The sequence below is a fragment of the Silvimonas terrae genome (assembly GCF_014202765.1).
Classification (GTDB): domain Bacteria; phylum Pseudomonadota; class Gammaproteobacteria; order Burkholderiales; family Chitinibacteraceae; genus Silvimonas; species Silvimonas terrae.
This window is the reverse complement of the sequence record NZ_JACHHN010000003.1, coordinates 573453-599770: the sequence shown is the minus strand read 5'-3', so window position 1 is coordinate 599770 and position 26318 is coordinate 573453. Positions and strand designations below refer to the sequence as shown.

The 26318-nt window shown below is 59.3% G+C and carries 20 protein-coding genes; 9 read left to right on the top strand and 11 right to left on the bottom strand.

Going from position 1 to position 26318, the window contains the following annotated elements; all coding sequences use genetic code 11:
* Window positions 1–106 precede the first annotated feature (106 nt).
* Window positions 107–1147 (bottom strand): imelysin family protein, encoded by a 1041-nt coding sequence (locus HNQ50_RS09995; protein ID WP_184100082.1) that lies wholly within the window; start codon window positions 1145–1147, stop codon window positions 107–109.
* Between the two features lie 200 nt (window positions 1148–1347).
* Between HNQ50_RS09995 and HNQ50_RS09990 the strand changes: the two genes are divergently transcribed.
* The 4 genes from HNQ50_RS09990 to HNQ50_RS09975 all read left to right on the top strand — a co-directional run bounded on the left by HNQ50_RS09990 (window position 1348) and on the right by HNQ50_RS09975 (window position 6412).
* Entirely contained in the window at window positions 1348–1695 is a 348-nt protein-coding gene (locus HNQ50_RS09990) for a hypothetical protein (protein ID WP_184100080.1), read from the top strand.
* Entirely contained in the window at window positions 1695–2411 is a 717-nt protein-coding gene (locus HNQ50_RS09985) for an N-acetylmuramoyl-L-alanine amidase (protein WP_184100078.1), read from the top strand. Before HNQ50_RS09990 ends, HNQ50_RS09985 begins: the two co-directional genes overlap by 1 nt.
* A 795-nt stretch (window positions 2412–3206) precedes the next feature.
* Window positions 3207–4919, top strand: a complete 1713-nt coding sequence (locus HNQ50_RS09980; RefSeq protein ID WP_184100076.1) for a proline--tRNA ligase — start codon at window positions 3207–3209, stop codon at window positions 4917–4919.
* Window positions 4920–4993: 74 nt separating this feature from the next.
* Window positions 4994–6412, top strand: coding sequence for an exonuclease domain-containing protein (locus HNQ50_RS09975; RefSeq protein WP_184100074.1), 1419 nt, complete (start codon window positions 4994–4996; stop codon window positions 6410–6412).
* An 8-nt stretch (window positions 6413–6420) separates the two neighbouring features.
* On the opposite strand, the gene HNQ50_RS09970 is transcribed toward HNQ50_RS09975, so the two are convergent.
* Entirely contained in the window at window positions 6421–9237 is a 2817-nt protein-coding gene (locus HNQ50_RS09970) for an EAL domain-containing protein (protein ID WP_184100072.1), read from the bottom strand.
* A 281-nt stretch (window positions 9238–9518) separates the two neighbouring features.
* On the opposite strand from HNQ50_RS09970, the gene HNQ50_RS09965 reads away from it, so the two are divergent.
* Entirely contained in the window at window positions 9519–9674 is a 156-nt protein-coding gene (locus HNQ50_RS09965; protein ID WP_184100070.1) for a hypothetical protein, read from the top strand.
* Window positions 9675–10239: 565 nt separating this feature from the next.
* Here the strand turns inward: HNQ50_RS09965 and HNQ50_RS09960 are convergent.
* Complete coding sequence (locus HNQ50_RS09960; RefSeq protein WP_184100068.1) at window positions 10240–11097, bottom strand: PIG-L deacetylase family protein; 858 nt, start codon at window positions 11095–11097, stop codon at window positions 10240–10242.
* 169 nt (window positions 11098–11266) lie between these two features.
* On the opposite strand from HNQ50_RS09960, the gene HNQ50_RS09955 reads away from it, so the two are divergent.
* A complete protein-coding gene (locus HNQ50_RS09955) occupies window positions 11267–12328 on the top strand; it encodes a DUF475 domain-containing protein (RefSeq protein WP_184100066.1) in 1062 nt (353 codons plus the stop codon).
* A gap of 414 nt (window positions 12329–12742) precedes the next feature.
* Here HNQ50_RS09955 and HNQ50_RS09950 read toward each other — a convergent pair whose 3' ends face one another.
* The 8 genes from HNQ50_RS09950 to HNQ50_RS09915 form a co-directional block, all read right to left on the bottom strand.
* Window positions 12743–13648, bottom strand: coding sequence for a carbohydrate kinase family protein (locus tag HNQ50_RS09950; RefSeq protein WP_184100064.1), 906 nt, complete (start codon window positions 13646–13648; stop codon window positions 12743–12745).
* Between the two features lie 101 nt (window positions 13649–13749).
* Window positions 13750–16743 (bottom strand): bifunctional diguanylate cyclase/phosphodiesterase, encoded by a 2994-nt coding sequence (locus HNQ50_RS09945; RefSeq protein WP_184100062.1) that lies wholly within the window; start codon window positions 16741–16743, stop codon window positions 13750–13752.
* A 203-nt stretch (window positions 16744–16946) separates the two neighbouring features.
* The gene (locus HNQ50_RS09940; protein ID WP_221303107.1) at window positions 16947–17984 is read right to left on the bottom strand and encodes a septal ring lytic transglycosylase RlpA family protein; all 1038 of its coding nucleotides are present in this window, start codon (window positions 17982–17984) and stop codon (window positions 16947–16949) included.
* Between the two features lie 42 nt (window positions 17985–18026).
* Window positions 18027–19139, bottom strand: coding sequence for a rod shape-determining protein RodA (rodA, locus tag HNQ50_RS09935; RefSeq protein WP_184100059.1), 1113 nt, complete (start codon window positions 19137–19139; stop codon window positions 18027–18029).
* The gene (gene mrdA, locus HNQ50_RS09930) at window positions 19132–21027 is read right to left on the bottom strand and encodes a penicillin-binding protein 2 (protein WP_184100057.1); all 1896 of its coding nucleotides are present in this window, start codon (window positions 21025–21027) and stop codon (window positions 19132–19134) included. Before mrdA ends, rodA begins: the two co-directional genes overlap by 8 nt.
* Complete coding sequence (gene mreD, locus HNQ50_RS09925; RefSeq protein WP_184100055.1) at window positions 21014–21535, bottom strand: rod shape-determining protein MreD; 522 nt, start codon at window positions 21533–21535, stop codon at window positions 21014–21016. The genes mrdA and mreD overlap by 14 nt, the downstream gene beginning before the upstream one ends.
* Window positions 21535–22434: a rod shape-determining protein MreC gene (mreC, locus tag HNQ50_RS09920; protein ID WP_184100053.1), complete on the bottom strand. Its 900-nt coding sequence runs from the start codon at window positions 22432–22434 to the stop codon at window positions 21535–21537. The genes mreD and mreC overlap by 1 nt, the downstream gene beginning before the upstream one ends.
* Before the next feature lie 96 nt (window positions 22435–22530).
* The gene (locus tag HNQ50_RS09915) at window positions 22531–23577 is read right to left on the bottom strand and encodes a rod shape-determining protein (RefSeq protein ID WP_184100051.1); all 1047 of its coding nucleotides are present in this window, start codon (window positions 23575–23577) and stop codon (window positions 22531–22533) included.
* A gap of 262 nt (window positions 23578–23839) precedes the next feature.
* On the opposite strand from HNQ50_RS09915, the gene gatC reads away from it, so the two are divergent.
* From gatC to gatA, 3 genes are all read left to right on the top strand, one after another.
* A complete protein-coding gene (gene gatC, locus HNQ50_RS09910; RefSeq protein WP_184100050.1) occupies window positions 23840–24127 on the top strand; it encodes an Asp-tRNA(Asn)/Glu-tRNA(Gln) amidotransferase subunit GatC in 288 nt (95 codons plus the stop codon).
* A complete protein-coding gene (gene lpcA, locus HNQ50_RS09905; protein WP_184100048.1) occupies window positions 24124–24708 on the top strand; it encodes a D-sedoheptulose 7-phosphate isomerase in 585 nt (194 codons plus the stop codon). The genes gatC and lpcA overlap by 4 nt, the downstream gene beginning before the upstream one ends.
* Window positions 24709–24864: 156 nt before the next feature.
* A complete protein-coding gene (gene gatA / locus HNQ50_RS09900; protein WP_184100046.1) occupies window positions 24865–26316 on the top strand; it encodes an Asp-tRNA(Asn)/Glu-tRNA(Gln) amidotransferase subunit GatA in 1452 nt (483 codons plus the stop codon).
* Window positions 26317–26318: the final 2 nt, after the last annotated feature.

The window sequence follows — 26318 nt, the reverse complement described above, 5'->3', positions numbered from 1 at the left end:
ACACACAATCTGGCACACCTCACACCTCACACCTCACACCTCACACCTCACACCTCACACCTCACACCTCACACCTCACACCTCACACCTCACACCGCACACCGCACTATTTCTTGAACGGTGTCCCCAGCGCCTCCGCCATCGGCCCGGCAATATAGTCGGCCAGTTCATTGAGCCGTTTTTGCAGGATGACGAGTTCCCCGCGGTTAGCACCAGGTTGTGCGGTGAAATTGGCGGGGAGGGCGGTCAATGCCAGCCGGGTGTTGATGAGCTTTTCCTGCAACCCATCCACCACCTCCTGACGTTGCGCGGCAATCAGCATGTCGTCGAAGCCCAGGCCCGAGGGCGAGCCCAGCAAGATGTACTCAATGCTATCGAGGCTGGCAGTCACATCGGCCTTGCTGGTTCCGGCGCGCCAGCCAGGAAAAAACGCGGGCGGCGGAGTTATTTCTCCGGCGGCAAGCTGGTGATTGGCAATCGCGCGCGCACCCCGTGCGGCGTTGGTTAGCGCCTCGGTCAGAAAGGGGGTGTGATAGACCGGGTTGTACTTGATGCCTTCCCCCAGCGAGTTCCACTCGTAAATCAGCGTCTGACCGCGCCGCGCCAGGCCACTGGCTACCCAGCGGCCAAACTGGCAAGTCTTGCCTTGGGCCAGCGCGGGCAGGGGAGAGGAGCGGCCATCGGCAAACAGCAGTTTTTCCAGCACAGGCAAGCCGCTGGCACCTGCTGGTAATTGTGCCGATTCAAACACCGCTTTGGGAGACACCGGGTCATCCGGCGTGGTGGAAATCGTCTTTTTGAGCAAGGACTCATCGACCGGCGCGGCTTCAAAGATGGCCGTTACATCACGTTGGCGATTGGGGCCAATGCGCAACGGCGAGATCCGGCTCCAGGTATTGCTGGTGCTTTTCCAGGCCGTTTGCGCGGCGGCCAGGGTGCTGTCGTCCGGGGCGGCGCACAGCGCATTCATGCTTTGCGCCAGCGCGTTGGTATTGTCAGCCAGCGCGCGCTGGGCCGGCATGGCGACGTCCTGGAACAGGCTGGTGGTCAGGCTGCTGCGTTGTGCGCCAGTGAGTTCGGCCTGGGCCGGCGTCAGCGCCGCCAACAGCAACAAGCCAGACAGGGTGGTAGGAATACAGTACTTCATGTCTCGATCCATCCATCATGAACCGGCGACCATCAAGTCATTGTGGTCTATCCGTTTGTTTTATCGGTTATTCCTGCAGACTGCGCCGGCCATCATAACCTGACTCGGCGGCATGGCAAACGTCTCCCGGCTTCCTTGATTTTTAATGCCTGCCGGGCGACACTGGCGCGCTTATAAAGTGATCTTGATGGATGCAACACATGGCTTTTTATTTTCGCCCCGATGACGTGCCTGAACTGCAGGGCCTGAACCGCTGGGAACAACGCGTATTGCTGCGCGGTACCTTCGTCAAGGAACGGCTGATTTCCACCGTGGTCTTGCTGCTGGCCGTGCTGGGTACGGTCGAGTTCGCCATTAACCCGATCCTGCACGCGGTCGCACCGCAAGTGACCAACAGCTCTTTCCCGTATATGGCCGTACTGCTGGTATGGCTGTTTGTGCTGATCTGGTTGCGTGACACCGTCATGATGAATCTGTTGCGTGGCAAGATCGCTGCGCGCCGTGCCCAACTGGCGGCCGCTGCGCCAGCCGCACCCGGAAACGAATAATGAACAAGTTCCTTGCCGCGCTGGCGCTGCTTTGCGCCGCCGCTGCCCCGCTGACCCTGGCCGCCAAACCGCGCCCGGTGACCGTGGCACTGGACGTCGGCCACTACCTGGACGCCCCGGGCGCGACCAGCGCCTATGGCGTGACCGAGTTCACCTATAACAGCAAGCTGGCGGACGTCTTGACCGAGCGCTTGCTGGGTGCGGGCTACACCGTGCGCCTGATTGGTGACGACGGCCAGAGCAAGGACCTGCAAAAGCGCGCCAAGGCCGCAGAAGGCGCAGATGTCTTCTTGTCTTTGCACCATGACTCCACCCAGGCCCAGTTTCTGCAGGAATGGGAAGTGGAGGGCGAAAAGCACAAGTATTCAGATCGCACTCATGGTTTTTCGGTTTTCGTGAGCAAGATCAACCCGCAATACGCCCGCAGTGTGACGTGTGCCAAAGCCCTGGGCAGCCAGATGAAAACCCAGGGTTTTGAGGTCAACCCCAGCCACGCCGAGAAGATTGAAGGCGAAGGCCGCGAATGGGTGGATGAGGCTAACGGCGTGTACGCCGCAGATTTTGTGGTGCTGCGCGCGACCACCATGCCGGCAATGCTGCTGGAGTCTGGGGTGATTGTGAATCGGGATGAGGCGAAGAAGCTGGATCAGATCACCACCCGGAACAAGATTGCGGATGCGGTGATTGCGGCATTGGGTGAGTGTTTGAAGAAGTAAGTGGTTGAGTAAGTAGTTTGACTAGCGCCTGTGGCGCGGTGTTTTGATACCGGCGGTGGCCGGGGCACGTTACTTTTCTTTGCTTCGCCAAAGAAAAGTAACCAAAAGAAAGGCGACCCCGACGACAGCGCCCACTACGTGGGTTCCCTGCGCTTCTCGCAAAGTCCGGCTGGCTGCGGGAACTCGGCCTTCGGCCTCAAACACCCCTCCGCCGAAACCCCGGACTTCGCTGCGATGCTCGGCGCTGCCGGAGGGGAGGTACGTCAAAGGCCAAAGCCAAAGCAACCCCAACCCCGCAAACCATCTGCTTGCAAGAATGGTTCACCTTACCCACCACTTTGTCATTCCGGTCCTCGGCGGCCCCCTTGCGCCGGAATCCAGTCCGCAGCCCAGCGGGCTGCATACGGTGGATTGTCACTGCGTTCCGAATCCACCCTACAAAACCCGCCTCCGGACGATTTGGCAGTTGCAGTTGCAGTTGCAGTTGCAGTTGCAGTTGTAGTTGCCTTTGCCTTTCTCCCCCATTAAAGCCCAGCGCCGAAGAAGAGAGGGAGACCCCAGGCTCCCGACCGACTGAGGGCAGCCCGGAGGGCCGCCCGGCTGGGGTCGCGTTTCTTTTGCCTTCTTTTCTTTGGCGAGACAAAGAAAAGAAGGGTGCTCCCGGGCACCCCCGGGTATGAAAACACCGCGCCGTCAGGCGCTAACACCCGCTCCCAAAAAAGCAGGCAGCAACACACCTCGCCCCCTTCACGCTACAATTGGCGGTTTGCAGATTCCTCTACAGACCAACCCACAATGCGTACCTCCCAGCTTTATCTCAACACCCTGAAAGAAGCGCCTTCCGAGGCCGAACTGACTTCGCACAAGTTGATGGTGCGCGCCGGGCTGATCAAGAAGCTTGGCTCGGGCCTGTATACCTGGATGCCGCTGGGCATGCGCGTGCTGCGTAAGGTCGAAGAGATTGTGCGCGATGAAATGAACGCCGCCGGCGCGCAAGAAATGCTGATGCCAACCATTCAGCCGGCTGAACTGTGGCAGGAAACCGGTCGCTGGGCACTGTTTGGTCCGCAAATGCTCAAGATCAAGGATCGCCATGAGCGCGATTTCTGTTTTGGTCCGACGCATGAAGAAGTCATTACCGACATCGCCCGCTCCGAGCTGCGTTCCTACAAGCAATTGCCGGTGAATATGTACCAGGTGCAGGTGAAATTCCGCGACGAAATCCGCCCGCGTTTTGGCGTAATGCGCGCACGTGAATTCGTCATGAAAGACGCCTACTCGTTCGATGCCGACTTCGCCGGTCTGCAAGTGTCCTACGACAAGATGTACACCGCGTATTCCAACATCTTCACCCGTCTGGGTTTGAAGTTCCGTGCGGTTGCTGCAGATACCGGGGCGATCGGTGGTGATGGCAGCCATGAGTTCCAGGTGCTGGCCGATGCCGGTGAAGACATTCTGGCGTATGCGCCGGATTCTGATTACGCCGCCAACGTCGAACTGGCCGAAGCGCTGGCACCGGTGACGCCGCGTGCTGCCGCCGCCGAAGCCCTGCGTGATATCGATACCCCCAAACAAACCACCTGCGAAGCGGTGGCGGAACTCATGGGCATCGGCATTGAGCGCACGGTCAAGCTGATTGCGCTGGTCAACAACGATGGCAAGTTCATCGTGGCCTTGCTGCGCGGCGATCACTCGCTCAACGAAGTGAAGCTGGGCAAGGTCAGCGGTGTGGGCGAGTTCCGCTTTGCCACCGAAGATGAAATCCGCGCACGCTTTAACTGTCCGCCAGGCTTCCTGGGTCCGGTCGGGATTGATGCCGATATTCTGGTGGTGGCAGATCGCTCTGTGGCCGTGATGAGCGACTTTGTTTGTGGCGCCAACAAACCCAAGTTCCACATTGCCGGCGTGAACTTTGGTCGTGACCTGCCAGAGCCCAACGCGGTGGCAGATATCCGCAACGTGGTATCGGGTGACCCTTCGCCGGATGGCAAAGGCAAGCTGGAACTGTGCCGTGGGATTGAAGTCGGCCATATCTTCCAGTTGCGCACCAAATACTCTGAAGCCATGAACGCCACGTTTGTGGGCGAAGACGGCCAGCCGAAATTTTTTGAAATGGGCTGCTACGGCATTGGCGTATCGCGCATTGTCGCGGCTGCTATTGAGCAGAATTACGACGAGCGCGGCATTATCTTCACGCAAGCCATGGCCCCGTTTGCCATCGCCGTGGTCGCCGTGGGTTATCACCGCTCCGAAGCCGTCAAGGCTGCGGCTGACCAACTGTATGCAGACTTGAAAGCCGTTGGCGTGGACGTGCTGCTGGATGACCGCAACGAGCGTCCGGGCTCCATGTTTGCCGATATGGAACTCATTGGCATTCCGCACCGCATTACCATTGGCGACAAGGGTCTGGCGGATGGCATGGTGGAATACGTGGCGCGCGCGGGTGGCGAGATGCAGAAGGTGGCATTGGCTGACGCCGTGAGTTTTGCCCGCAAGCAATTGGGCTAAAGCCAAGGGCCTACCCTGAGGTAGGCCGGCCGGTGGCGCTCAGGCGTTACCGGCCATTATTTTTTGAGCTCCGGATGAACAACGCGTATTACGACGAACCCCTGGTGCTGGTGGATCTGGAAACCACGGGTGCTAACGCAACGCACGACCGCATTACCGAAATCGGCCTGGTGCAGATTGACGAAACGGGCGTGCGCACGTGGTCGTGCCTTGTGAATCCGCAAAAGAGTATTCCGCCGTTTATCCAGAACCTGACCGGCATCAGTAATGAGATGGTGGCTGACGCGCCGACGTTTGCCGAGCTTGCACCAGAACTCTTGCTCAAACTCTCTGGCCGTGTGTTCATTGCCCATAACGCGCGGTTTGATTACGGTTTTCTCAAGAACGAATTCAAACGCGCCGGCCTGCCGTTTCGCGCCAGGGTGCTCTGTACGGTCAAACTCTCCCGCAAGCTGTATCCGGCCCAGTACAAACACAGCCTGGACGCGCTGGTGACGCGTCACCAGTTGCGCCTGGAAGGCGATCGTCACCGCGCGTTGACCGATGCCGCACTGTTGCAACAGTTTCTGAGTGCCGCTGGCGCCGAGCTGGGCGTAGACACCGTCCGCGCCGCCATGCAAGAGATGCTGCGGCAACCCACCTTGCCACCGGGCATCGACCCCGCCATGGTGGACGATCTGCCAGAAACCGCCGGCGTATATCTGTTCTATGGCGAGAACGACGCGCTGCTGTACGTCGGCAAGAGCAGCAATATCCGCAAGCGCGTATTCAGTCATTTTGCTGCTGACCACCGTGCCGGCAAAGAAATGCAACTGGTGCAGCAATTGCGGCGCATTGACTGGCAAGAAACCGCCGGTGAACTCGGTGCGCTGTTGCTGGAGATGCAACTGATCAAGACGCGCGCGCCGCTGTTGAACCAGCAACTGCGGCGTACGCGCGAGTTGTGCGTCTGGCGGCTGGACGAAGCCGCAGATGGCGCGCTGGTGCCCAAACTGGTCGCCATGGAAGAGCTGGACCCTATTGCCCAGACCGCCCGCCAGTTTGTGTTTGGCCCGTATCGCAGCAAGCGGGAAGCACAGAATGTGCTGACCAAGGTGGTCGAAGGCCAGGGCTTGTGTCGGCAAGTGCTGGGGCTGGAACCCAAGCCGCGCTCGGGCAGCGGGCCATGTTTTGGCGCGCAACTGCATCAATGCCGTGGCGCCTGTGTGGGCAAGGAGCCGCTGTCGGTGCACAACGCGCGCTTGTTAAGCGCACTGGCCAAACAAAGGCTGACGGACTGGCCGTTTCCCGGCCCGGTGGGTTTGCGTGAAGGCAAATACGACGGCGCACCACTGCAAGTGGTCGATCAATGGTGCTGGCTGGGTACGCTGACAGATGCAAGTGATCTGGCGGAGCTCCTGGACCAACCCCGCCCGGCGTTTGATATTGATACCTTCAAGCTGATCAAGACCGAACTCAAACGGGGTCAGTATCCGGTCGTGCCACTTTACTGACCATGGTTTCAGGCTGCGCGGCTATCGGTAGTGATGTCGTTGCGCAGTAACCGGAACGGTTCAGGCATGGCCAGCCCGTAGCCCTGGCCAAAGTCCACGCCCAGTCGGCGCAGTTCTTCGGCAATGGCCTGATTTTCGACAAACTCGGCCACGGTTTTCTTGCCCATCAAATGGCCGATTTCGTTGATGGCCCCGACCATGGCCCGATCAATCGGGTCAGTCAGCATGTCTTTGACAAAGCCACCATCAATCTTCAGGTAATCCACCGGCAGGTGTTTGAGATAACCGAATGAAGACATGCCTGCGCCAAAGTCATCCAGCGCAAATTTGCAGCCCAGCGCCGACAGTTGCTGCATGAAGTGTGTGGCGCGGGTCAGGCTGGCAATCGCCGCGGTTTCGGTCAACTCAAAACAAAGCCGTGAGGCGTCAACCCCGCTGCGGCGGATCTGGTCGAGCGCATAACCCAGAAAATGCTCATCACCAATCGATGTCCCCGATAGGTTGATGGCGCACGTCGCCAGCGGTTCCAGCCCGGCGCGATCACGTGCGCTGAGCGTCTCCAGCGTATTGCGCAAGACCCAGCGGTCAATCTCCGGCATCAACCCATACCGCTCGGCCGCAGGGATAAACGCCATGGGCGGAATGATCTCGCCATTGTCTGCGGCCAGCCGGATCAACACTTCGACGTGCCGCGCCGCCGGGCCAGGCTGCAGCCGGACGATCTCTTGCGCATACAGCCGGAACTGGTTTTTCTCCAGCGCGCGCCGCAAGCGGTTGATCCATTCCATTTCACCATGGCGCAGGCTGACCTCACTGTCTTGCGGCGAGTAGCGTTGCACGCGGTTGCGGCCTTTTTCCTTGGCCATATAACAGGCGGCATCGGCAGCACGTAGCGCTTCTTCCGGCACGATGCTGGCATCGGCCAGTTCGACGAGGCCAATGCTGACCCCCACAGTGAAAGACTGATTGCCAAACGAGTAGGGGAAGTCCAGCACGGCCTGGCGCAAGGTTTCGCCAATGCGCAAGGCGGCATCCAGGTTGCAGTTTTCCAGCAGCACGCCAAACTCATCGCCGCCGATGCGCGCCAAGGTGTCGGATTGGCGCAGATGCTGTTGCAGCGCGCTGGAGAGTTGGCGTAACAACTCGTCTCCCGCTGCGTGACCACAGGTGTCGTTGACGATCTTGAACTGGTCCAGATCAAGAAACATCAACGCATGTTCTCCCGGGCGCTGCACCAGCCGGGCATGCAGGCCGGACAAGCGCCGCTCAAACTCCCGGCGATTCACCAGACCGGTGAGGGCGTCATGGCTGGCCTGCCAGGACAGGCTGGCGGCGTATTGGCGCTCTCGCGTGACGTCGTGCAATACCAGCACCACGCCGGCGACGCGGCCTTCGCGGTCGTGGACCGGCGCGATGGCACGGTTGACCGAGATCTCAGTCCCGTCGTTGCGGATGATATTGAGGTCACGCTCCAGCGGCGCAGTTTCATAATTGCGGATTTCTCCCAACAGGGAGACCGCGGCATTTTCGTGGCCGGGGTCCATCGCCTTGAACAGGGAGTCCAGCGGCTGCTGTACCGCGCGGTCCAGTGATACCGCAATCATGCGTTCGGCGGCCGGGTTCATGTATTCCACGCGGCCGACGGTATCGGTGGTGATCACCGCATCAACAATCGAGGCCAGTGTGACCTGGGCTTTTTCTTTTTCCCGGTGCAGCGCGGCTTCAGCGGTTTTGGCGCGGGTAATGTCCGTAAAGGAACCGGCCATGCGCACCGGGTTGCCGCTCTCATCAAAAAACGCCCGGCCGCGCACGCGGAACCAGCGGTACACGCTCTCAAACGCTTGCCCGGTACGCACGCGATATTCAATGTCGTGCGGTTCGCCATCATTGAAGTGGCGGCGGTGTGCGTTCAGGATGACGTTCTTGTCTTCTGGATGAACCCGCGCCAGCCAGGCATCGGCACGGTTGGGCAGTTCCTCATCCGTAACGCCCAGCAAATGCCGGAACCGTGGTGAGAACCAGGCATGCCCGGTCAGCAAGTCCCAATCCCAGATGCCATCGTTGCTGCCGCCCACTGCACGCTGAAACCGGGATTCGCTGGCGCGTAGCGCTTCTTCGGACTGATTGCGCTGATCCAGAAAGCGCGCTGTGCGGCGCAAAGCCAGCACCACCAGCAACACCGCCGCCACCAGATAGGCAATACCGATCCAGGTGCCGGTCATGCGTAAACCACCGGCAATGCTTTCCGAGAACTCACGCTCAATCGGGGTCAGTTTGCCGTTGATATCCTGGATTTGCGCGCGAATCTGCCCGACGCGTGCCGTTTGCAGATCGCCCTGGTTGGCGTGTTCGTGCAGTTCATCGGCCAGTTGCTGCAACTGCGCCACATATTGATCCGCTTGCCCCCACAGCTCGATAGAGCGGCTGACAAAGGGCACATGCCGGAAATTGCGGAACAGCCGGATCATGCCCGGAATGTCTTCCGGCAGATTGCCGCCGGCCAGCAAGCCTTCACGCGCGGTGTAGAGGTCAGGCTCCGCCATATCCAGCGCAAGGCGTGCGCGCTGATCGCCAAGGGGAATGGCAAGGGCGTTCAGATAGGACTGGTACTCATGATCGTCCAGTGTCGAGGCGTAGCGGTCCAGATAGTAAATGGCATCTTTCTGCCCTTTGGACCACAAGCTTTCGCCGCCGACAAAAGCACGCCCTGCCGACAGGATGTCCAGACAAGCCCATTGCAGTATCACCAGCAGCGACACGATAAGCATGTAAGGCCAGGCGATCGGCAAGATACGCTTGATGTAGGTCCAGCGCTGGACAGCCATGACGATGTCTTTCCTCCGCAAAGCACTCAGGTTCCGGGGTGATGGGCCGGCGTGGGGTGCTGACTTGGCCGTCTGCTTGCTGACTGGCTCATCATAAGAAATCCATTGAATACTAGCCGGTTTTTTATATGCCAAATGCAAATACCGGGCCAGCGGCGCGGTTCCGTAACATTTTGTCGACGGTGATACGGCTCACCTGTCGGTGCATGCTGTTACAAAGGCCGTAGGCGCGGGGGTCTGGCGACCCGTTATTCAGGGGTGAACCTCACAAGGAGAGGCTGATGAAAACCCTGTTAACCATGGTCTTGCTGGCGGCGGGCCTGACGGGCTGTGTGGTCGTGCCGGTCGGCCCGCCACCGCGGGCCTATGTGCGTGCCCCGGTGATTGTGGAACCTGCACCCATCGTCGTCGGCCCGTGTTGCTGGCATCGCTATTAAGGAGGCAAAGATCATGAAATGGATACTCGCACTTATGCTGGCTGGGCTGCTTGGCGGTTGCGTGGTCGTACCCGCGCCGATCTACGTACCGGTACATCATGGGTATTGGCGGTGATGTTGGCTGGGGTCGCCTTTCTTTGGTTCCTTTCTTTGGGGCCGCCGAGGTGGCGAAGCACCTCGGCGGCCCCAAAGAAAGTAGGGTGCTCCGGCCACCGCCAGTGTCAAATGCCTTTCAACACCGCACCGTAAGGCGCTAACAGGGGTTCAAGGTTTTGTGTCAGCCACGGTGGATTGTCGCTATCGCTCCGAATCCACCCTACGGTCCACTCGCCAGCAGAGCGAAAATCCAACATCAGTACGAACCAGGTCAGCCACCCCGGATTCCCGCTTCGCTTCATCCGGGCTACGAGTGGCATCTGCCAGCAAAGGCCACCTGCGGTGGCCAGACTGGATTCCGGCCTCCGCCGGAATGACGCGGTCGTGCGGCGTTCCCACTCAAATTACGTGTGTAGCGGCAACAAAAAAGCGGCCCAGGGGCCGCTTTTCTTCGCCTGAAAAGGCTTGATCAAGCAAACAACTTCTTGATGTCATCCCCGGCCGTGACGGTGAACTTCTTGTCCGTTGGCACCACGGTCTTGCCATCAAAATATTCAACCCGGTACAGCGTGCCAAACGAAAAGCTGGGTGCCGCTTCGCCCTGGCCGCCCACCACTTCCGCGCCACGGCGCACATTGTCGGCCATCCAGCCTGGCAAGCGCAGATGGTACGGATTGCGCTCCACTTCACCCACATGGCAGGCCAGCGCAGCGATCAGATCGGCGGTGTCCTGGATGCTGGTTTCAATCAGCGCATTGGGTTTGTCCATCTGGCGCCAGAACTCGCTGTCCGCCACATAGCAGGCATGGCCGATGCTGGCCAGCGCGTCCCTCACCAGGTAATGCGTGCCGATGTGGGCAGAGTGATAGTCGTTGTTGTTGGGGAACACGCACACCGCCGGTTTGTATTCCTTGATCAGCGCGGCGATCACGGCCACTTTTTCGGCCCATTCGGCCGGTGCACCATCCCGGGTCTTGGTCGATACATTCCCCAGCCCGCCAGGAATGGTCTCGCGCAGGGAGAAACCCAGGTACTTGCAGGCGTTGGACAGTTCTTCCCAGCGCGGTTGCTTGCGGGCGGCGTTAGAGCCTTGCGTGACGGCCACGTTGACCACGTGGTAACCGGCTTCACGGCCAAGACGCAGCGGCAGGGCGCCGATAATACATTCATCATCCGGATGCGGCGCAAAGATCATCACTACCGGAGCACCCGCTTTGTCGGTACTCGGGGCTGGCGTCAAACCTTCCAGCGAGCTATACAGCGGCGCATCTTTTTTCTGTAGCAGCGCGTCGTGCGCCTGGACGAGTTCGAGGTAGACCTGACTCATATTTTTTTCCATCCTTTTTACGTGGTTTCGTGCCGCGCCGGACTGCGCATGGCCTGCGGCGCAACAGGTCGAGTATAGGCGTTGTACTGCGTGTGCTCAAAGTCCTGTATGCCACTGGCAAACGGGCATAATGCCGATTGCGCTCTCGACAAGAACAAACAAACTGCACATGCATACTTTGCGTTATTTCCGTCATGCCATCTGGGTCAGCCTTGCCGGGCTGGCCATTGCCGCTGTGCTGGGTGGTTCCGCCGGCCTGTGGGCGGCGTTTAACCTGGCTCTACTGGAAACCAGCCTCAGTTTTGATAATGCGGTGGTGAATGCCAGTATTTTGCGACATTGGGATAAACGCTGGCAGCAGCGCTTTTTGCTGTGGGGCATGATCGTGGCCGTGTGCGGCATGCGGGTGTTGTTCCCGTTGGTGATCGTCGCCGTCATCGCCCACGCGCCGCCCTTGCCGGGGCCTTTTTCAGTGTATGAGTGGATCAGCAGCGGGCACTGGCCTGCCAACGACGTCCTGACCATGGCGATCGTCGCGCCGCATCGCTACGCGGACACCCTGCAATCGGCCCATATCGAAGTCATGGCCTTTGGCGGGACGTTTTTGTTGCAGGTGTTCTGGCACTTTTTCCTGAACCAGAACAAAGAAAGCCACTGGCTGCGCCCGCTGGAGCGCGCCATGCAGCAATTGGGCCGGCTGGAAATGGCCGGTGTGGTGCTCACATTGGTGGGCTTGCTGGCGCTGGCGTCGGCCCTGCCGCAACCCGAAGCCTGGCGCTTGCTGGTGGCCGGTATCTGGGGGCTGATTGCGTATACCGTGGTCAACGGGATCAGCGCGCTGATGGGGTCAGACAGCAGTGTCGTGCGCGCGGGCTGGGGCGGGTTTATTTATCTGGAACTGCTGGATGCCTCATTCAGTTTTGACGGCGTGCTGGGTGCGTTTGCGCTGACACGCAACATTTTCCTGATTGCCATTGGCCTTGGCATTGGCGCCATGTTTGTGCGCAGTTTTACGCTGATGCTGGTGGAGAAGGGCACATTGTCAGAACTGCGCTATCTGGAACACGGCGCCTTCTGGGCCATTGGCGCACTGGCTGGGGTGATGCTGATTGCGCCACTGGCTGAAGTACCGGATGCGGCCACGGGTGGGATTGCTGCGGTGCTGATTATTCTGGCCGCGCTGCATTCGTGGTATGCCAACCGGCGGGACCGGAGAGGGGCGGGGGAGTAGTCTGCAGTTGGGGTTGGGGTTGTTTTTGACTCCTCCCCCCTTTCAAGGACTTTTCCGATTGAGGGAATCGCGGAGCGAAAAAGTCCGGGGGTCGCCTTTTCTTTGGGTACTTTCTTTTGGCGATCCAAAAGAAAGTACCCAAAGAAAAGGCGACCCCCGGTATGTAATGCCTTTACCCGAGCCGAAGGCGCTAATAGCGGTTCAAGGTTTTAAGTCAGCAAAGGTGGATTGTCGCTACGCTCCGAATCCACCCTACGAGGTTGGCATCCTCGCCAACAAAGGCACTTGCGGCGGCCTCACTGGATTCCGGCGCAAGGGGGCCGAGCGGAATGACGAGTCAGTGGCAAGGATAAGCACATCATCCTTGCGCACAGCGCAAACAGCCTAAAAAAAGCCGCCAGCGCCCTGGCTCCATCACCCCCGTGCCATCAACGCCTGCACCTCATCCATCGTTGGCGCATACGCCCCATGCTGCCGGCACACCGTCGCCGCGGCCGCCGCTGCGGTATCAATATGCGTTTGCAACGGTGCATCCGGATTATTGAGCACGCTGGCAATCCAGCCACCCATACTGGCGTCCCCGGCGCCCACGGTATCGGCCACATCCACCTGGTATACGGGGCGGCTGGCTTCGCCCTGCGGGGTGAGCAGGGTCATGCCTTCGCCACCTTTGGTGAGCAGCACCCAGGCATTGGGGGCCCAGCCGCGCAGGATATCCAGTGCGCCGTTTACCGTTTTACCTGGGAACAGGTGCAGCAAGTCTTCGTCGGACACCTTGATGTAATCGGCCAGTTCGCTCATGCGCTGCAAGGTGGCACGGTAACCGGGGTCTTCCATCAGGTTGCGGTAGTTGGGGTCAAAACAGATACGCTTGCCCAGCGCCTTGATCTGTTCGGCGGTTTCCACCAGTTTACCGGCCAGTGGCTGGCGGACCAGACTGATGCAGCCAAAGTGGGCAATCTCCAGATCATTCATCCAGCTTTGCGGAAAGCGGCTGAAGTCCAGGTGCTGGTCGGCACTGTCATTGCCAATAAAGAAATATCGCGGTGGGTGCTTGGAGGGCACCATGGCCAGAAATGGCGGGCGCTCTACTTGCTGCATAAAGCGCATGTCCAGCCCGGCCTCACGGGCCAGGCGCACCAGATCATCTCCAAAATTATCTGCGCTGACCGAGCCGGCATATGCGGTGGTCAAGCCCAGCCGGGCCGATACACGCGCCACGTTCCAGCAAGAGCCGCCCGGCACGGCACGCCACAGGCCATCGCCTTCTGCAATAAAGTCGGTCAGTGCTTCGCCAAATACGACAAATTTCGGATTCATTGCCTTTGTTCCAGAAAAACCGGTGGGAGATGGCCAACGTCAACGTACGCCAGCAATTATTGAGCATTATCCCAGTGAACGAGCATTTGCGGTGATCGGGTTTATACCGTAGCGTCGGGCCGCAGGCCGGGTTCGACGTAGGCGCCGGGGGTAATCAACGCTTCAAAGGCCTCGGCGGTGATGGGGCGGCTGAGTAAATAACCCTGGACCGAGTCGATGCCGGCGCGTTCCAGGAATGCCAGTTGTTCGTGGGTTTCCACGCCCTCGGCCAGCACGGTCATGCCCAGTGTTTTACCCAGTCCGATAATGGCCAGCACAATGGCTTCGTCGTTGGGGTCGGTGGAGAGATCACGCACAAAGCTTTGATCCACCTTGAGTTTGTCAAAGGCAAAGCGCTTGAGGTAAGACAGGCTGGAATACCCCGTGCCAAAGTCATCAATCGATAGCCGCACGCCCAGTTTCTTGAGGCGGTGCAAGGCCATCGTGACTTGCTCGCCTTCTTGCATGATGACCGATTCGGTCACTTCCAGTTCAAGGTATTGCGCATCCAGCCCGGCATCGGCCAGCGCTTCGGCCACAATTTCCGGCAGATTGGGCTGATGCAGTTGCAAGGGCGACAGGTTGACCGCAATGGTGATCGGCGGCAAACCGGCAGCTTGCCAGCGGCCGGCCTGGCGCACCGCACTTTGCAAGACCCAGGTGCCCAGCGTGACGATCATGCGGGAGTCTTCCGCAATGGGGATGAAGCGCGAGGGTGAAATCAACCCGTGCTCCGGGTGTTGCCAGCGGATCAACGCCTCGGCCCCCACAATTTGCTGATCAGGCAGGCTCACTTGTGGTTGGTAATGCAGCTTGAACTGGTCGTTATGCAGCGCCATGCGCATGCTCGCTTCCAGTTGCAAACGCTCGGAGGCACGCGCATTCAGGTCCGCCGTGAAGAACTGGAAGTTGTTGCGGCCGTTGGCTTTGGCTTGATACATGGCGACGTCGGCATTGCGCACCAGGACATCCGGGCTTTCTGCGTCGGTGGGATAAACGCTGATGCCGATCGAGGTGGAGGTCGCAAAGCTGCCGGCTTCCAGTTCGAACGGGTCAGAGAACACCGCCAGGATGTGCGAGGCGACATCCGTCACCTGTTCAGTGCTTTTGACGTCGGTCAGCACCACCACAAACTCGTCACCGCCCAGCCGCGCCAGAATGTCCGAACGCCGCACGGTGCCGCGCAGCCGCTGCGCCACCTGCTTGAGAACCTCGTCGCCCGCCGCGTGGCCGAGCGAGTCATTGACTGTTTTGAAGCGGTCCAGGTCCAGGAACAGCACCGCCAGCAAATGCCCGCGCCGTTCCGCCGCCGCAATGGATAAACGCAATTCATCGCGCAGCAGGTTGCGGTTGGCCAGGCGGGTGACGGGGTCAAAGTTGGCCAGTTCGGTAATGCGATCCTGTGCCTGCTTGCGTTCCGTAATGTCCGTCACGGTGCCAATCAGCCGGGTAGGGCTACCGCTTTCATCAAGTTCGACCAGCCGGCCGCGACACTGGAACCAGTGGTATTGGCCGTGCCGGGTGCGCCGCCGATATTCAATGGCAAATTGCGCGGCGGCACCGTTGTAATAACTGCGCAGGGCATCAAGCACATCTTCCCGGTCATCCGGGTGCAGCTGGTTTTTCCACTTCTCGAATGTTTCTACCATCTCGCCGGGTTCGTAGCCCAGCAGACGGTCATATTCCGGACTGGTAACGGCGGCGGTGCGGCCATCCAGCGGCATATCAAACAGCCCGGTGGCCGAGGCCTCCAGCGCCAGGCGCAGTTGTTGTTCGCTGCGCACAATGGCCTGCTCGGCCATGCGCCGCTCGGAGATATCCCGCACCACCGCGCAGTTGTATTCCTCGCCCTTGAAGACGATGTAGTTGGAATACACCTCGATCGGGAACACCTGGCCCGTGCGGGTGCGCAGCGAGCTTTCTTCCACCAGATGCTTGTGGCGCGATAAACGCTCCCAGAACCGTGGCCAGGCATCGCCACGAATGGCCGGGTTGATGTCGGACAAGCGCATATTGCGCAGTGCCTGTTCGGTGTAGCCCAGCCGCTGGCAGCCAATGGTATTGACGTAGCAGATACGGCCATTGCGATCCAGCCACACCGCCATATCGGCACCCCGCTCTACCGCCGCACGGGTCAGATAAAGATCGAACTCGGCTTTTTCCAGCCGGGTTAGCTGGCGCAGAACGTAGATCAGCAAGAGCGCCCCGGCGGCGATCATCAGCAACACAATCACGCCGTTGACTACTTGTGCGCGCTGCCAGGCCAGCAGCACGTCATTGCGGTTCACACCCACGGCAATGCCCAGCGGCCGGTTGTCTACCCGCCGCCAGCCAAAGATCAGCGTCTGGTGGTCGACCGGGCTGGTTTCTGTGCTGACGCCGGCAGTGCCCTGGCTGAACACCTCGTCAAAGAAGCGCATAAACGAGATATCCCGCCCGATTTCGGTTTCATCTGGCGGATAGCGCAGCAGCAGAATGCCGTCGTTACGAAACAGGCGGATGGTCAGGCGCTCGGTCTGTTCCGTTTTGTAGAAGCGGTAGAAGTAGTCCGGCCGCAGCGTGGCTACCAGAAGCGCCCCGGTGACACCGTGGCTGCTTTCCAGGTTGGCGACAATGGGGATGACATTGGCACCGCCCAGCGGGTCCGGCTGTTGTTCAGCAACATACCAGGACAAACCGGGCTGGGCATTCACGATGCGAAAGTAATGCGTTTGCGAGAGATTGCGCGGTGGGACGTGATCGACGGCCGAAGAGGCCAGCAAGTCACCATCCGGGGCGATCAGGGTAAAACTGCCGACCTGGCTGAAACGGGTGGCAATACGCTGGAGTTCCTGGTGCAGGCAGGCTTGATCCTGGTTGCCAAGGCAGGCCTTGATTTGCGGGTTTTCGCGAATCAGTTGCAGCGATTCAATTGCTGCATCAGTGGTGCGGCCGACGTGTTCTTCCAGGGCACGCGCGAGCGTTTGCATCTGCTGTTGGGCAGCGCCCAGCCGATCCAGATAACTGCGGTAGGTCGACCAGCCGATGACACACAACGTCAGCAAAAGAACCAGCAAAAACAAAGAAATCAGGATGCGCCTGATCTGACCAAATGATTGGCCCGCATCCTGCTCTTGCGAAGTTTTGGGCCGCTGCACAAGCAAAATTCTCAAAAACAAGGATGCTCATTTTTGAGTCAATTGCTGTCAGTTGGCAACGCGAAGTCGGGCAGAAGAGACACTTCTGACGACCGCCGAGGTGTTTTCCTGACAGAAGCCGATTAACGGGCGATGACCGCCTGCAGATTGTGTTCGCCTGTCAGCTTCTCGGCGGCAGCCAGCGCAGTGGCGCGGTCTGGATACGGCCCCAGGCGGACGCGGTGGATGCTGCCACTGGACTGGATATTCAGTTTGGTGTCATCACCTTGCAGATCCCGCGCCCAGTGGTCGCGGAAATTCTCGGCATTGGAGCGCGAACCAAACGCCCCCAATTGCAGATACACCCCGGCGGCGGATACCGTGACCGGCACCGGTTGCGGCTTCTCAGCGACGGCCACGGTTGCCGGCAATGGCTGCATCGTAACCGCAGAATTGGCGTCAGCCAGCGGGGTGGTAACGGCCGCGGCCACTTGCGGTGTATCGCCGGGGATGGCCTGACCTGGTGTCAGGCTTTCCACCACCACATCCGTACTGCCGTTCATGGCATAACCCAGGCGGCAGGCGGCCAGGAAAGACAAATCCATCACCCGGCCTTTCTTGAACGGGCCGCGATCGTTGACCCGCACCACCACACTACGGCCATTCTTCAGATTGGTTACGCGGGCATAACTGGGAATCGGCAGGATGGGCGACGCGGCGGTCATGGTGTACATGTCGTAGACCTCACCGCTGGAGGTCTTCTGGCCGTGGAATTTGCGGCCATACCAGGACGCAATACCCTGCTGCTTGAGGCCACCAGGGGCCTTGAGCGGGGTAAAGCTTTGGCCCAGCACCGTATACGGATTGTTGGCAAAGCGGTTCAGCGCTTCGGCTCGCGGCACGGGTTCAGGCACATAGTCGATCCAGGCCGGCAGTGTTTCATGCGGGCCGTCATCCAGGTAGAAACCGCCCGAACCCGGGGCACCCGCTGTATACGCGCAGTGATAGGGCGAGGCTGAGCCAGACAATTGCGCCGGCGGCGCTTCGGTGGCTGGCGGCAAGGGCTGGGCTGGTGTGCCGCTGGGCGCGCGCGGGGTCGTGCTACATGCGGCCAGCAAGGCCACGGCGGTCATGAGGGTGGCGCGTTTTAGCCAGGCCAGGGTAGAAGGGGTAAAGCGCACGCCAGACTCCAGGTATTCGGTTTATTGCGCGAAGGGTTGCGATCAGGCCTTCATCAACTTGCGATCTTTGCCCACGCTCATCAGGATGCCGAAGGCCGCCATCAGCGAGACCATCGATGTGCCACCGTAAGACACCAGCGGCAAAGGCACGCCCACGACCGGCAAAATGCCGGAGACCATGCCCATGTTGACGAAGGCGTAGGTAAAGAAGGTGAGCGTCAATGCGCCGGCCAGCAAGCGGCCAAACAGCGTGGCGGCATTGTTGGCAATGCTCAGGCCACGAATGATCAGCAGCAGGTACAGCAGCACCAGAATGATGTTGCCGATCAGGCCGAATTCTTCACCAAACACGGCAAAAATAAAGTCGGTGGTGCGTTCAGGAATGAAATCCAGGTGGGTCTGGGTGCCGTTCAGCCAGCCCTTGCCCAGCAAACCACCGGAACCAATGGCAATGGTGCCCTGGATGATGTGGTAACCGGCGCCCAGCGGGTCTTGCATGGGGTCCAGCATGGTCGCCACGCGCTGGCACTGGTACTCCCGCAAGATATGTATACACAGGTTCCAGTGCGTCACCACGTAGGCCAGCCCGCCCCCCGCCAGCACCATCAGGCCAATCAGACGCCAGGACAGGCCGGCAAAGAACAAGACGTAAAAACCGGCTGCGGCGATCAACAGGCTGGTGCCCAGGTCGGGCTGCTTCATGATCAGGCCCACCGGGATCACCATTAACACGGCGGCGACGATGAAGTGCTTCCAGTTGAGCGAGGCTTCGAAATGATGGAAATACCAGGCCAGCATCAAGGGCAAGGCCAGCTTCATCAATTCAGAGGGCTGGATCTTGGTGACGCCAATATTGAGCCAGCGTTTGGCGCCGTGACTGGTAGAGCCAAACAGCGCCACGGCCACCAGTAGCAACACCCCAATCACATACATGGGCAGGGCCAGCCGCATCAACACTTGCAGCGGCATGCTGGCCAGCACCCACATCACGCACAGCGCCACACCCAGAAAGGTGAACTTGTCGCTGATCTTGTCCATGTCCTGATTGGATGCCGAATACAGCACGATGCAGGACAAGAGAAAGACCAGAAACGTGAACAGCAAGAGCCAGGGGTCAATCGGGCGGATAAAGCGCCGCAGAAATTCCTTAATCACTGTCACTGCTCTCCACGTCCGACGCTGCTTGCGCCGGTTGCTTGCCGGTCAGGTAGTAGTCGAGCACCTGGCGGGCGATCGGCGCTGCGGCAGCAGCGCCCCAGCCCCCGTTTTCCACCAGTACGGCCAGCGCAATCTTCGGGTGATCGGTGGGCGCATAAGCAATAAACCAGGCGTGGTCACGCAAGTGCGCCTTGGTGCCGCTTTCCGAATACTTGCCGCCCTTCAGGCTGAACACCTGTGCCGTACCGGTTTTGCCCGCAGCGGTATAGCCCGCGCCGGCAAAGGCTTTGGCGCCGGTACCTTCCTTGATCACGCCTTCCATGGCGTGTTGTACCACGGCAATATTGGCGGGTTTCCACGGCAATACGCGTTCGGGCTTGGGCTCGACCACCGTCTTGTTTCCGTTGGTGCCATCGACAATGTACTGTACCAGGTGCGGGTGGAACATGACACCGGAATTAGCGATGGCCGCCGTGGCATGCGCCATCTGCAGCGGTGTGTAGGCGTTGTAACCCTGACCAATGCCGATGGACACGGTTTCACCGGCATACCATTTCTGCGTCGCCGGCGTACGGAAGCGCTTGCGCTTCCATTCTTGCGACGGCAATACGCCGCTTTGCTCGCCATCGATATCAATGCCGGTCGGGCTGCCGAAATCCAGCGTGCCCATAAAGCGGGAGATCGCATCAATCCCCATGGTGTTGGCCAGCGAGTAGTAATACACGTCGCAAGACACCACGATCGACTTGTACATATCGACCGCACCGTGGCCGCCCACCTTGTCGTCTCGGAATGTATGACCGCCAAAGTTGAACACGCCGGTATCGTTGATTACCGTGCCCGCAGAGCGAAAGTTGCCCTCCAGTGCGCCCAGTGCCATGAACGGCTTGAAGGTGGAACCCGGCGGATAGGTACCGCGCAGCGCACGGTTGTTCAGCGGTTTGTCCGGGTCGGTGTTCAGATCGTTCCAGCTTTGTGGATCAATGCCGTCTACAAACAGGTTCGGATCAAACCCGGGTTTGGAGACAAACGCCAGCACGCCCCCGTTTTGCGGGTCAATGGCGACCAGGGCGCCCTTGCGATCGCCAAAGGCATCTTCTGCGATCTGTTGCAGCTTGATATCCACGGACAACACCAGGTTCTTGCCTGGCATCGGCGGCGTGCGCTTGAGCGTGCGGATGGCGCGGCCACCGGCATCGATCTCGACTTCTTCAAAGCCGGTCACGCCGTGCAGATCGCTCTCGTAACTCTGTTCAACACCCACCTTGCCGATATGATCGGTGCCACGGTAGTTGGGCAAATCGCCAGAGTCATCCAGGTCTTGCAGGTCTTTGTCGTTGATCCGCCCGATATACCCGATCAGATGCGAGGCCACTTTGCCCAAGGGGTACTGGCGGAACAGGCGGGCTTTCACTTCCACGCCCGGAAACTGATAGCTGTTGGCGGCAAAGCGCGCCACTTCTTCATCATTCAGCCGGGTCTTGATCGGCAGCGACTCAAAATCCTTGGTGTCTTCCATCAGCTTTTTGAAGCGACGGCGATCCTTGGGGGTGATGTCGATGATTTTGGCCAGCCGGTTAATACAGTCTTCCAGCGAGCCGACCTTGGAGGGGGTGATTTCCAGCGTATAGGCAGAGAAATTGTGCGCCAGCACCACGCCGTTACGGTCATAAATGACCCCGCGCGGCGGTACGATCGGCACCAGGGAAATCCGGTTTTGTTCGGCCAGCGTCTGATAGCGGCCGTGCTGCGCCACCTGCAACCAGGAAAAGCGCGCAATCAGAATGCCAAACAGCACCAGGACGAACAAGGCCGCAGCGGCAAGGCGGAGCTGGAACGCATAGCGCTCCGCCATCTGGTTCTTGATTTCGCTACGACGACTCATATTTCGATTCAGACTTGGGTTTGCGCTGGTGGTACATCAGCATCAGATTGGACAGCGGCGTCCAGATCACGGCAGACAGAAAACAGCCGGCAAAATAACCCCAGCCGACAAATGGGCTGCCCAGGGCAAGCCGGATCAGCACCATCAACAACTGGGAGAGCAGCAAGAAGCCCAGCGCAACAAAGGCTTGTTGCCAGAAGGGGAACACGTTGAGCTGGCGCTGGCGGGCCAGTGTCAGGAATGCAATCACGCTGTAGGCAAAGGCATGCTGCCCCAGCACGTTGCCATCCCCCACATCCATCAGGATGCCCAGCACAAACGCCCAGCCCACGCCCACCCGGCGCGGCTGGTTCAGTGTCCAGTACACAATGAACAGGGCAACAAAATCCGGCGTGAAGTTGGCCAGCCCCACTTGCCAGGGCAAGAGGTTGACCACCAGGGCCACCAGAAAGGTAAAGAAAATCAGCGTGCCGCGAACCGGCCGCAACAACTGGCTGGATACCGGCATCAGCGTCCCCGTTTCTTTTTGGTGTTTTCCGGCGCGGTTTGCGGTTCGGCCGGGTAGGGAGGTAAGGGCCGCGGCGGATCAAGCACCAGCAAGAAGCGGTGCTGGTCTATTTGCGCCAGCGGCTCACAAACAATATGCGCAAAGGCGCTGCTTGACGAACGGTCCACGCGGACCACTTTCGCCACCGGCAGGCCGGCGGGGTAAATGCCGTCGATACCGGAGGTCACCATCACATCACCATTCTGGATATCGACATTCGGGGCCATATTGCGTACTTCCAGCGGCTGGTTGCGACCCATGCCGTAGACCACGGAACGCAACTGATTGCGCTGCACCATAACCGGCACCATCTGGTCCCGATCGCTGATGAGGCGTACCTCAGACGTCAACGGCTGTACCCGGATCACCTGACCCACTACACCCACGGTGTCAATCACCGGTTGCCCCGCCACGATGCCCGCCGCCTGGCCCCGGTCCACGATCAGCTTGGCGGTAAACGGGTCACGCCCGTTGTACAGCACTTCAACCAGTTGCGATGGGTTGCCGAATGAAGACTGGCGCTCGCTTAACTGTCGCAGTCGCGCGTTCTCGGCCTCCAGCGCGTGCATTTTCATGGCTTGCGCCTGCGCAACCAGTTGCGCATCGTTCAGCTTGCGGTTTTCTGCCAGCAAGTCAGCCTGACGGCTGAGAAAATTGCTGGCGTTGCGGGCTTCCTGGAACGGTGTGGTTGCCAGCCATTGCAAGGGGTAAAGCACCACGGAGACCTCTTCACGCACGCGGCCCAGCATCTGGAAGCGGGCATCAGCCACCACCAGCGCGAGCGAGAGCGCCGAAAAGATCAAAAGCCGCGTCAGCGGCTTTGGGCCTTGCTTGAAAAAGGCGGGTTGAGTTGCTTGCATCGTGTCGCCGTTGCGACGAGAACCAACAAGCGGGCCGAATGCTTATGCGTTGGGCCCGCTGCTTTTCCCGGAGTGAGAAACAGTATCCTGCGTCGGTCAGTCGTTGGTGAAAATCACCACGCCGCCCTTGTCGAGCTTTTCCAGCGCTTTGCCGGAACCGCGTACCACGCAGGTCAGCGGGTCTTCAGCCACGATCACGGGCAGACCGGTTTCTTCCATCAGCAAACGATCCAGATCACGCAACAACGCGCCACCGCCAGTCAGCACCATGCCCTTTTCGGCAATGTCGGCACCCAGTTCTGGCGGGGTTTGTTCCAGCGCCTGCTTCACGGCAGACACGATCTGGTTCAAAGGTTCGGTCAGCGCTTCCAGAATTTCGTTGGAAGAAATGGTGAACGAGCGCGGAATACCTTCTGCAAGGTTACGGCCCTTCACTTCCATTTCCCGAACTTCGGCACCCGGGAATGCAGAGCCGATGCGCTTCTTGATTTCTTCTGCGGTGGTTTCACCGATCAGCATGCCGTAGTTACGACGGATGTAGTTGATGATGGATTCATCAAACTTGTCGCCGCCTACACGCACGCTGCTGGCGTAAACAATACCGCCCAGCGAGATCACGCCCACTTCCGTGGTGCCGCCGCCGATATCCACCACCATGGAACCAGTGGCTTCTTCAACGGGCAGGTCAGCGCCAATGGCCGCTGCCATCGGTTCTTCAATCAGTTCTACCTTGCGTGCGCCGGCACCCAGGGCCGATTCACGGATCGCGCGGCGTTCCACCTGGGTGGAACCACACGGTACGCAGATCACGATACGGGGCGGGCTGGAGAACAGGCGGCTCGGATTCACCTTTTTGATGAACTGCTTGAGCATTTGTTCGGTGATGGTGAAGTCGGCAATCACGCCGTCTTTCATCGGGCGGATGGCGGTAATGCTGCCCGGGGTACGGCCCAGCATTTTCTTGGCTTCAGCGCCAACGGCCAGAATGGTTTTCTTGCCGGATGGGCCGCCTTCCTGCTGGATGGCGACGACTGAAGGTTCATCCAGCACAATGCCTTTGCCCTGCATGTAGATCAGGGTGTTCGCGGTGCCAAGGTCGATGGCGATATCGTTGGCAAAATAGCCGGAGAGGAGGCCAAACATCGTGTGCTCTCAATCAATAATCGGGTCGGTCAAAAAGGGTGCCTGTCTGGGTATAGACAGACAACCGCGAATTTTTTATGCGGTTCGGGCAGATATCACCGGCAAAAGTTCCGGCAATGTATGCGCAAAACAGCGTTCAAAGTGAGGCTTGCGGGCGTTTTCAATGCCACTGTCAAGTGGCGTTTTCGCAAGGTCCGCGCGCTTCGGTGAATCAAGGGCGGTATGATACCCTATCCCGTTGATGTTAATGAAGGCTAATACCATGTCCCTTTCGCTAGATGACGTAAGGCGCATCGCCCGACTGGCACGCGTGGCCGTGACCGATGACGAGGCGCAGGCAACGCAGACGCAGCTTAACCGCATCCTTGGTTTGATTGAAGATATGCGTGCAATTGATACGACCGGGATCGAGCCGATGGCCCATGCCCAGGACGTGCATTTGCGTCTGCGTGAAGATGTGGTGACCGTCACAGATCGCCGTGAACAATTCCAGAGCGTTGCGCCGGAAAAAGAAAACGGGCTTTACCTGGTACCGAAGGTGATCGAATGAGTGTTGATCGCGTTTCACAGCATTTCAATGAGGCCGCACAAGTGCTGGCCCGCGTCTGTAGCGACCAGCAATTGCTGGGTTCGATCGACGCGGCGGGCAATCTGCTGGTCGAAACTTTCAAGGCTGGCGGCAAGGTCATTGCTTGTGGCAATGGGGGCTCGCACTGTGATTCCATGCACTTTGCAGAGGAATTATCGGGCCGTTACCGGGGCGATCGTCCGGCGCTGCCAGCCATGGCGGTGGCTGATCCGTCGCACATTACCTGCGTGGCCAATGACTACGGTTTCAACGAGATTTTCTCGCGCTATGTCGCGGCTTTTGGCAAGGCTGGCGACGTGCTGGTGGGCATTACCACCAGCGGTAATTCCGCCAATGTCATCCGCGCGGTAGAAGAAGCCAAAGCACGTGGCATGAAGATCATCCTCTTGATGGGCAAGGATGGCGGCAAGCTCAAAGGCGTGGCAGATGTCGAAATTATCGTGCCGCATTTTGGTTTTGCTGATCGCATCCAGGAAATCCATATCAAGGTCATTCATACCCTGATCGACCTCGTTGAGGTTGGCATGGGTTACGCCGACTGAATCTGTCGCATCAGAAACGGCTGATTTTCGGCGGTTCAGATGCTGCAATGTTGACCTTCTGGCGATTAGACTTTCAGTCTTTTCCGATGCTATTGGCATGGCCGATGGCCCCGGTTGCCGATTGATTCCAGAGTCCGTTCACAGGAACAACGACAAATGGTTGAAAAAAGTATCAAACAACTGGCGGCCGCGCTGGCCGCTGGTGAATTTTCCGCAGTCGAACTGGCTACGGAATACCTCCGGCGTGCCAAGGCGCATAACGGTGAACTCAACGCCTTCATCACCTTTGATGAAGACAAAACACTGGCCGAGGCCAAAGCCGCTGACGCTCTGCGCGCAGCAGGCAATGCCGGCGCGCTGACGGGCATTCCGCTGGCGCACAAAGACATCTTCTGTCAGGAAGGCTGGCACACAACGTGTGGCTCCAGAATGCTGGAGAACTTCATTGCGCCGTATTCTGCGCATGTGGTCGAGCAATGCCGCAAAGCCGGTCTGGTGACGCTGGGCCGCACCAATATGGACGAGTTCGCCATGGGCTCATCCAACGAAAACAGCTTTTATGGCGTGGTGAAGAACCCCTGGGACAAGCTGGCCGTGCCGGGGGGCTCGTCCGGTGGTTCTGCCGCAGCCGTAGCAGCCCGACTGGCGCCGATTGCCACGGCCACCGATACCGGCGGCTCCATTCGTCAGCCCGCTGCGTTTTGCGGCGTAACGGGCATCAAGCCGACCTACGGCGTGGTCAGCCGCTTTGGCATGATTGCCTACGCCAGCTCGCTGGATCAGGGTGGGCCGATTGGCAAGAGCGCTGAAGACTGCGCCATGTTGCTCAATGTCATGGCCGGTTTTGACGAGCGGGATGCCACCAGCGTGCAGCGCGACAAGGAAGATTACACACGTGATCTGAACCAGCCGCTCAAGGGTCTGAAAGTGGGCCTGCCCAAGGAATACTTTGCTGAAGGCCTGGATGCCGAAGTGGCCAGCGCCATTGACGCGGCCATTGCCGAGTACAAAAAGCTGGGCGCGGAAGTCGTCGAGATCAGTCTGCCCAATACGCGCATGGCCATTCCGTCTTATTACGTGATCGCGCCGGCCGAAGCTTCCAGCAACCTCAGCCGCTTTGATGGTGTCCGTTACGGCCACCGTGCTGCCGAGTACGACGGCCTGACCGAAATGTACGAAAAGACCCGTGCCGAAGGGTTTGGCTGGGAAGTGAAGCGCCGTATCCTGACTGGCACCTACGTGCTCAGTCACGGCTATTACGACGCGTACTACCTGCAAGCGCAGAAGGTACGTCGCCTGCTGGCAGAAGACTTCCAGCGTGGTCTGGCGCAATGCGACGTGATCGCCGCGCCGGTGGCCCCGACTGCGGCCTGGAATATTGGCGAGAAGAGTGATGACCCGGTGGCGATGTATCTGGAAGACATCTACACCCTGGGCGTGAACCTGGCTGGCTTGCCGGGCCTGTCGCACCCGGTGGGTTTTGCAAAGAACGGTCGCCCGATTGGCATGCAACTGATTGGCAACTACTTTGCTGAAGCAAAACTGCTCAATGCGGCGCATCAGTTCCAGCAAGTGACCGACTGGCATACCCGCGCGCCGGAACTGTAAGC

Coding starts and splice junctions, on each gene's coding strand:
- HNQ50_RS09995 (WP_184100082.1), bottom strand. CDS start 1,147: ATGAAGTACTGTATTCCTACCACCCTGTCTGGCTTGTTGCTGTTGGCG.
- HNQ50_RS09990 (WP_184100080.1), top strand. CDS start 1,348: ATGGCTTTTTATTTTCGCCCCGATGACGTGCCTGAACTGCAGGGCCTG.
- HNQ50_RS09985 (WP_184100078.1), top strand. CDS start 1,695: ATGAACAAGTTCCTTGCCGCGCTGGCGCTGCTTTGCGCCGCCGCTGCC.
- HNQ50_RS09980 (WP_184100076.1), top strand. CDS start 3,207: ATGCGTACCTCCCAGCTTTATCTCAACACCCTGAAAGAAGCGCCTTCC.
- HNQ50_RS09975 (WP_184100074.1), top strand. CDS start 4,994: ATGAACAACGCGTATTACGACGAACCCCTGGTGCTGGTGGATCTGGAA.
- HNQ50_RS09970 (WP_184100072.1), bottom strand. CDS start 9,237: ATGGCTGTCCAGCGCTGGACCTACATCAAGCGTATCTTGCCGATCGCC.
- HNQ50_RS09965 (WP_184100070.1), top strand. CDS start 9,519: ATGAAAACCCTGTTAACCATGGTCTTGCTGGCGGCGGGCCTGACGGGC.
- HNQ50_RS09960 (WP_184100068.1), bottom strand. CDS start 11,097: ATGAGTCAGGTCTACCTCGAACTCGTCCAGGCGCACGACGCGCTGCTA.
- HNQ50_RS09955 (WP_184100066.1), top strand. CDS start 11,267: ATGCATACTTTGCGTTATTTCCGTCATGCCATCTGGGTCAGCCTTGCC.
- HNQ50_RS09950 (WP_184100064.1), bottom strand. CDS start 13,648: ATGAATCCGAAATTTGTCGTATTTGGCGAAGCACTGACCGACTTTATT.
- mrdA (WP_184100057.1), bottom strand. CDS start 21,027: ATGAGTCGTCGTAGCGAAATCAAGAACCAGATGGCGGAGCGCTATGCG.
- mreD (WP_184100055.1), bottom strand. CDS start 21,535: ATGCCGGTATCCAGCCAGTTGTTGCGGCCGGTTCGCGGCACGCTGATT.
- mreC (WP_184100053.1), bottom strand. CDS start 22,434: ATGCAAGCAACTCAACCCGCCTTTTTCAAGCAAGGCCCAAAGCCGCTG.
- HNQ50_RS09915 (WP_184100051.1), bottom strand. CDS start 23,577: ATGTTTGGCCTCCTCTCCGGCTATTTTGCCAACGATATCGCCATCGAC.
- gatC (WP_184100050.1), top strand. CDS start 23,840: ATGTCCCTTTCGCTAGATGACGTAAGGCGCATCGCCCGACTGGCACGC.
- lpcA (WP_184100048.1), top strand. CDS start 24,124: ATGAGTGTTGATCGCGTTTCACAGCATTTCAATGAGGCCGCACAAGTG.
- gatA (WP_184100046.1), top strand. CDS start 24,865: ATGGTTGAAAAAAGTATCAAACAACTGGCGGCCGCGCTGGCCGCTGGT.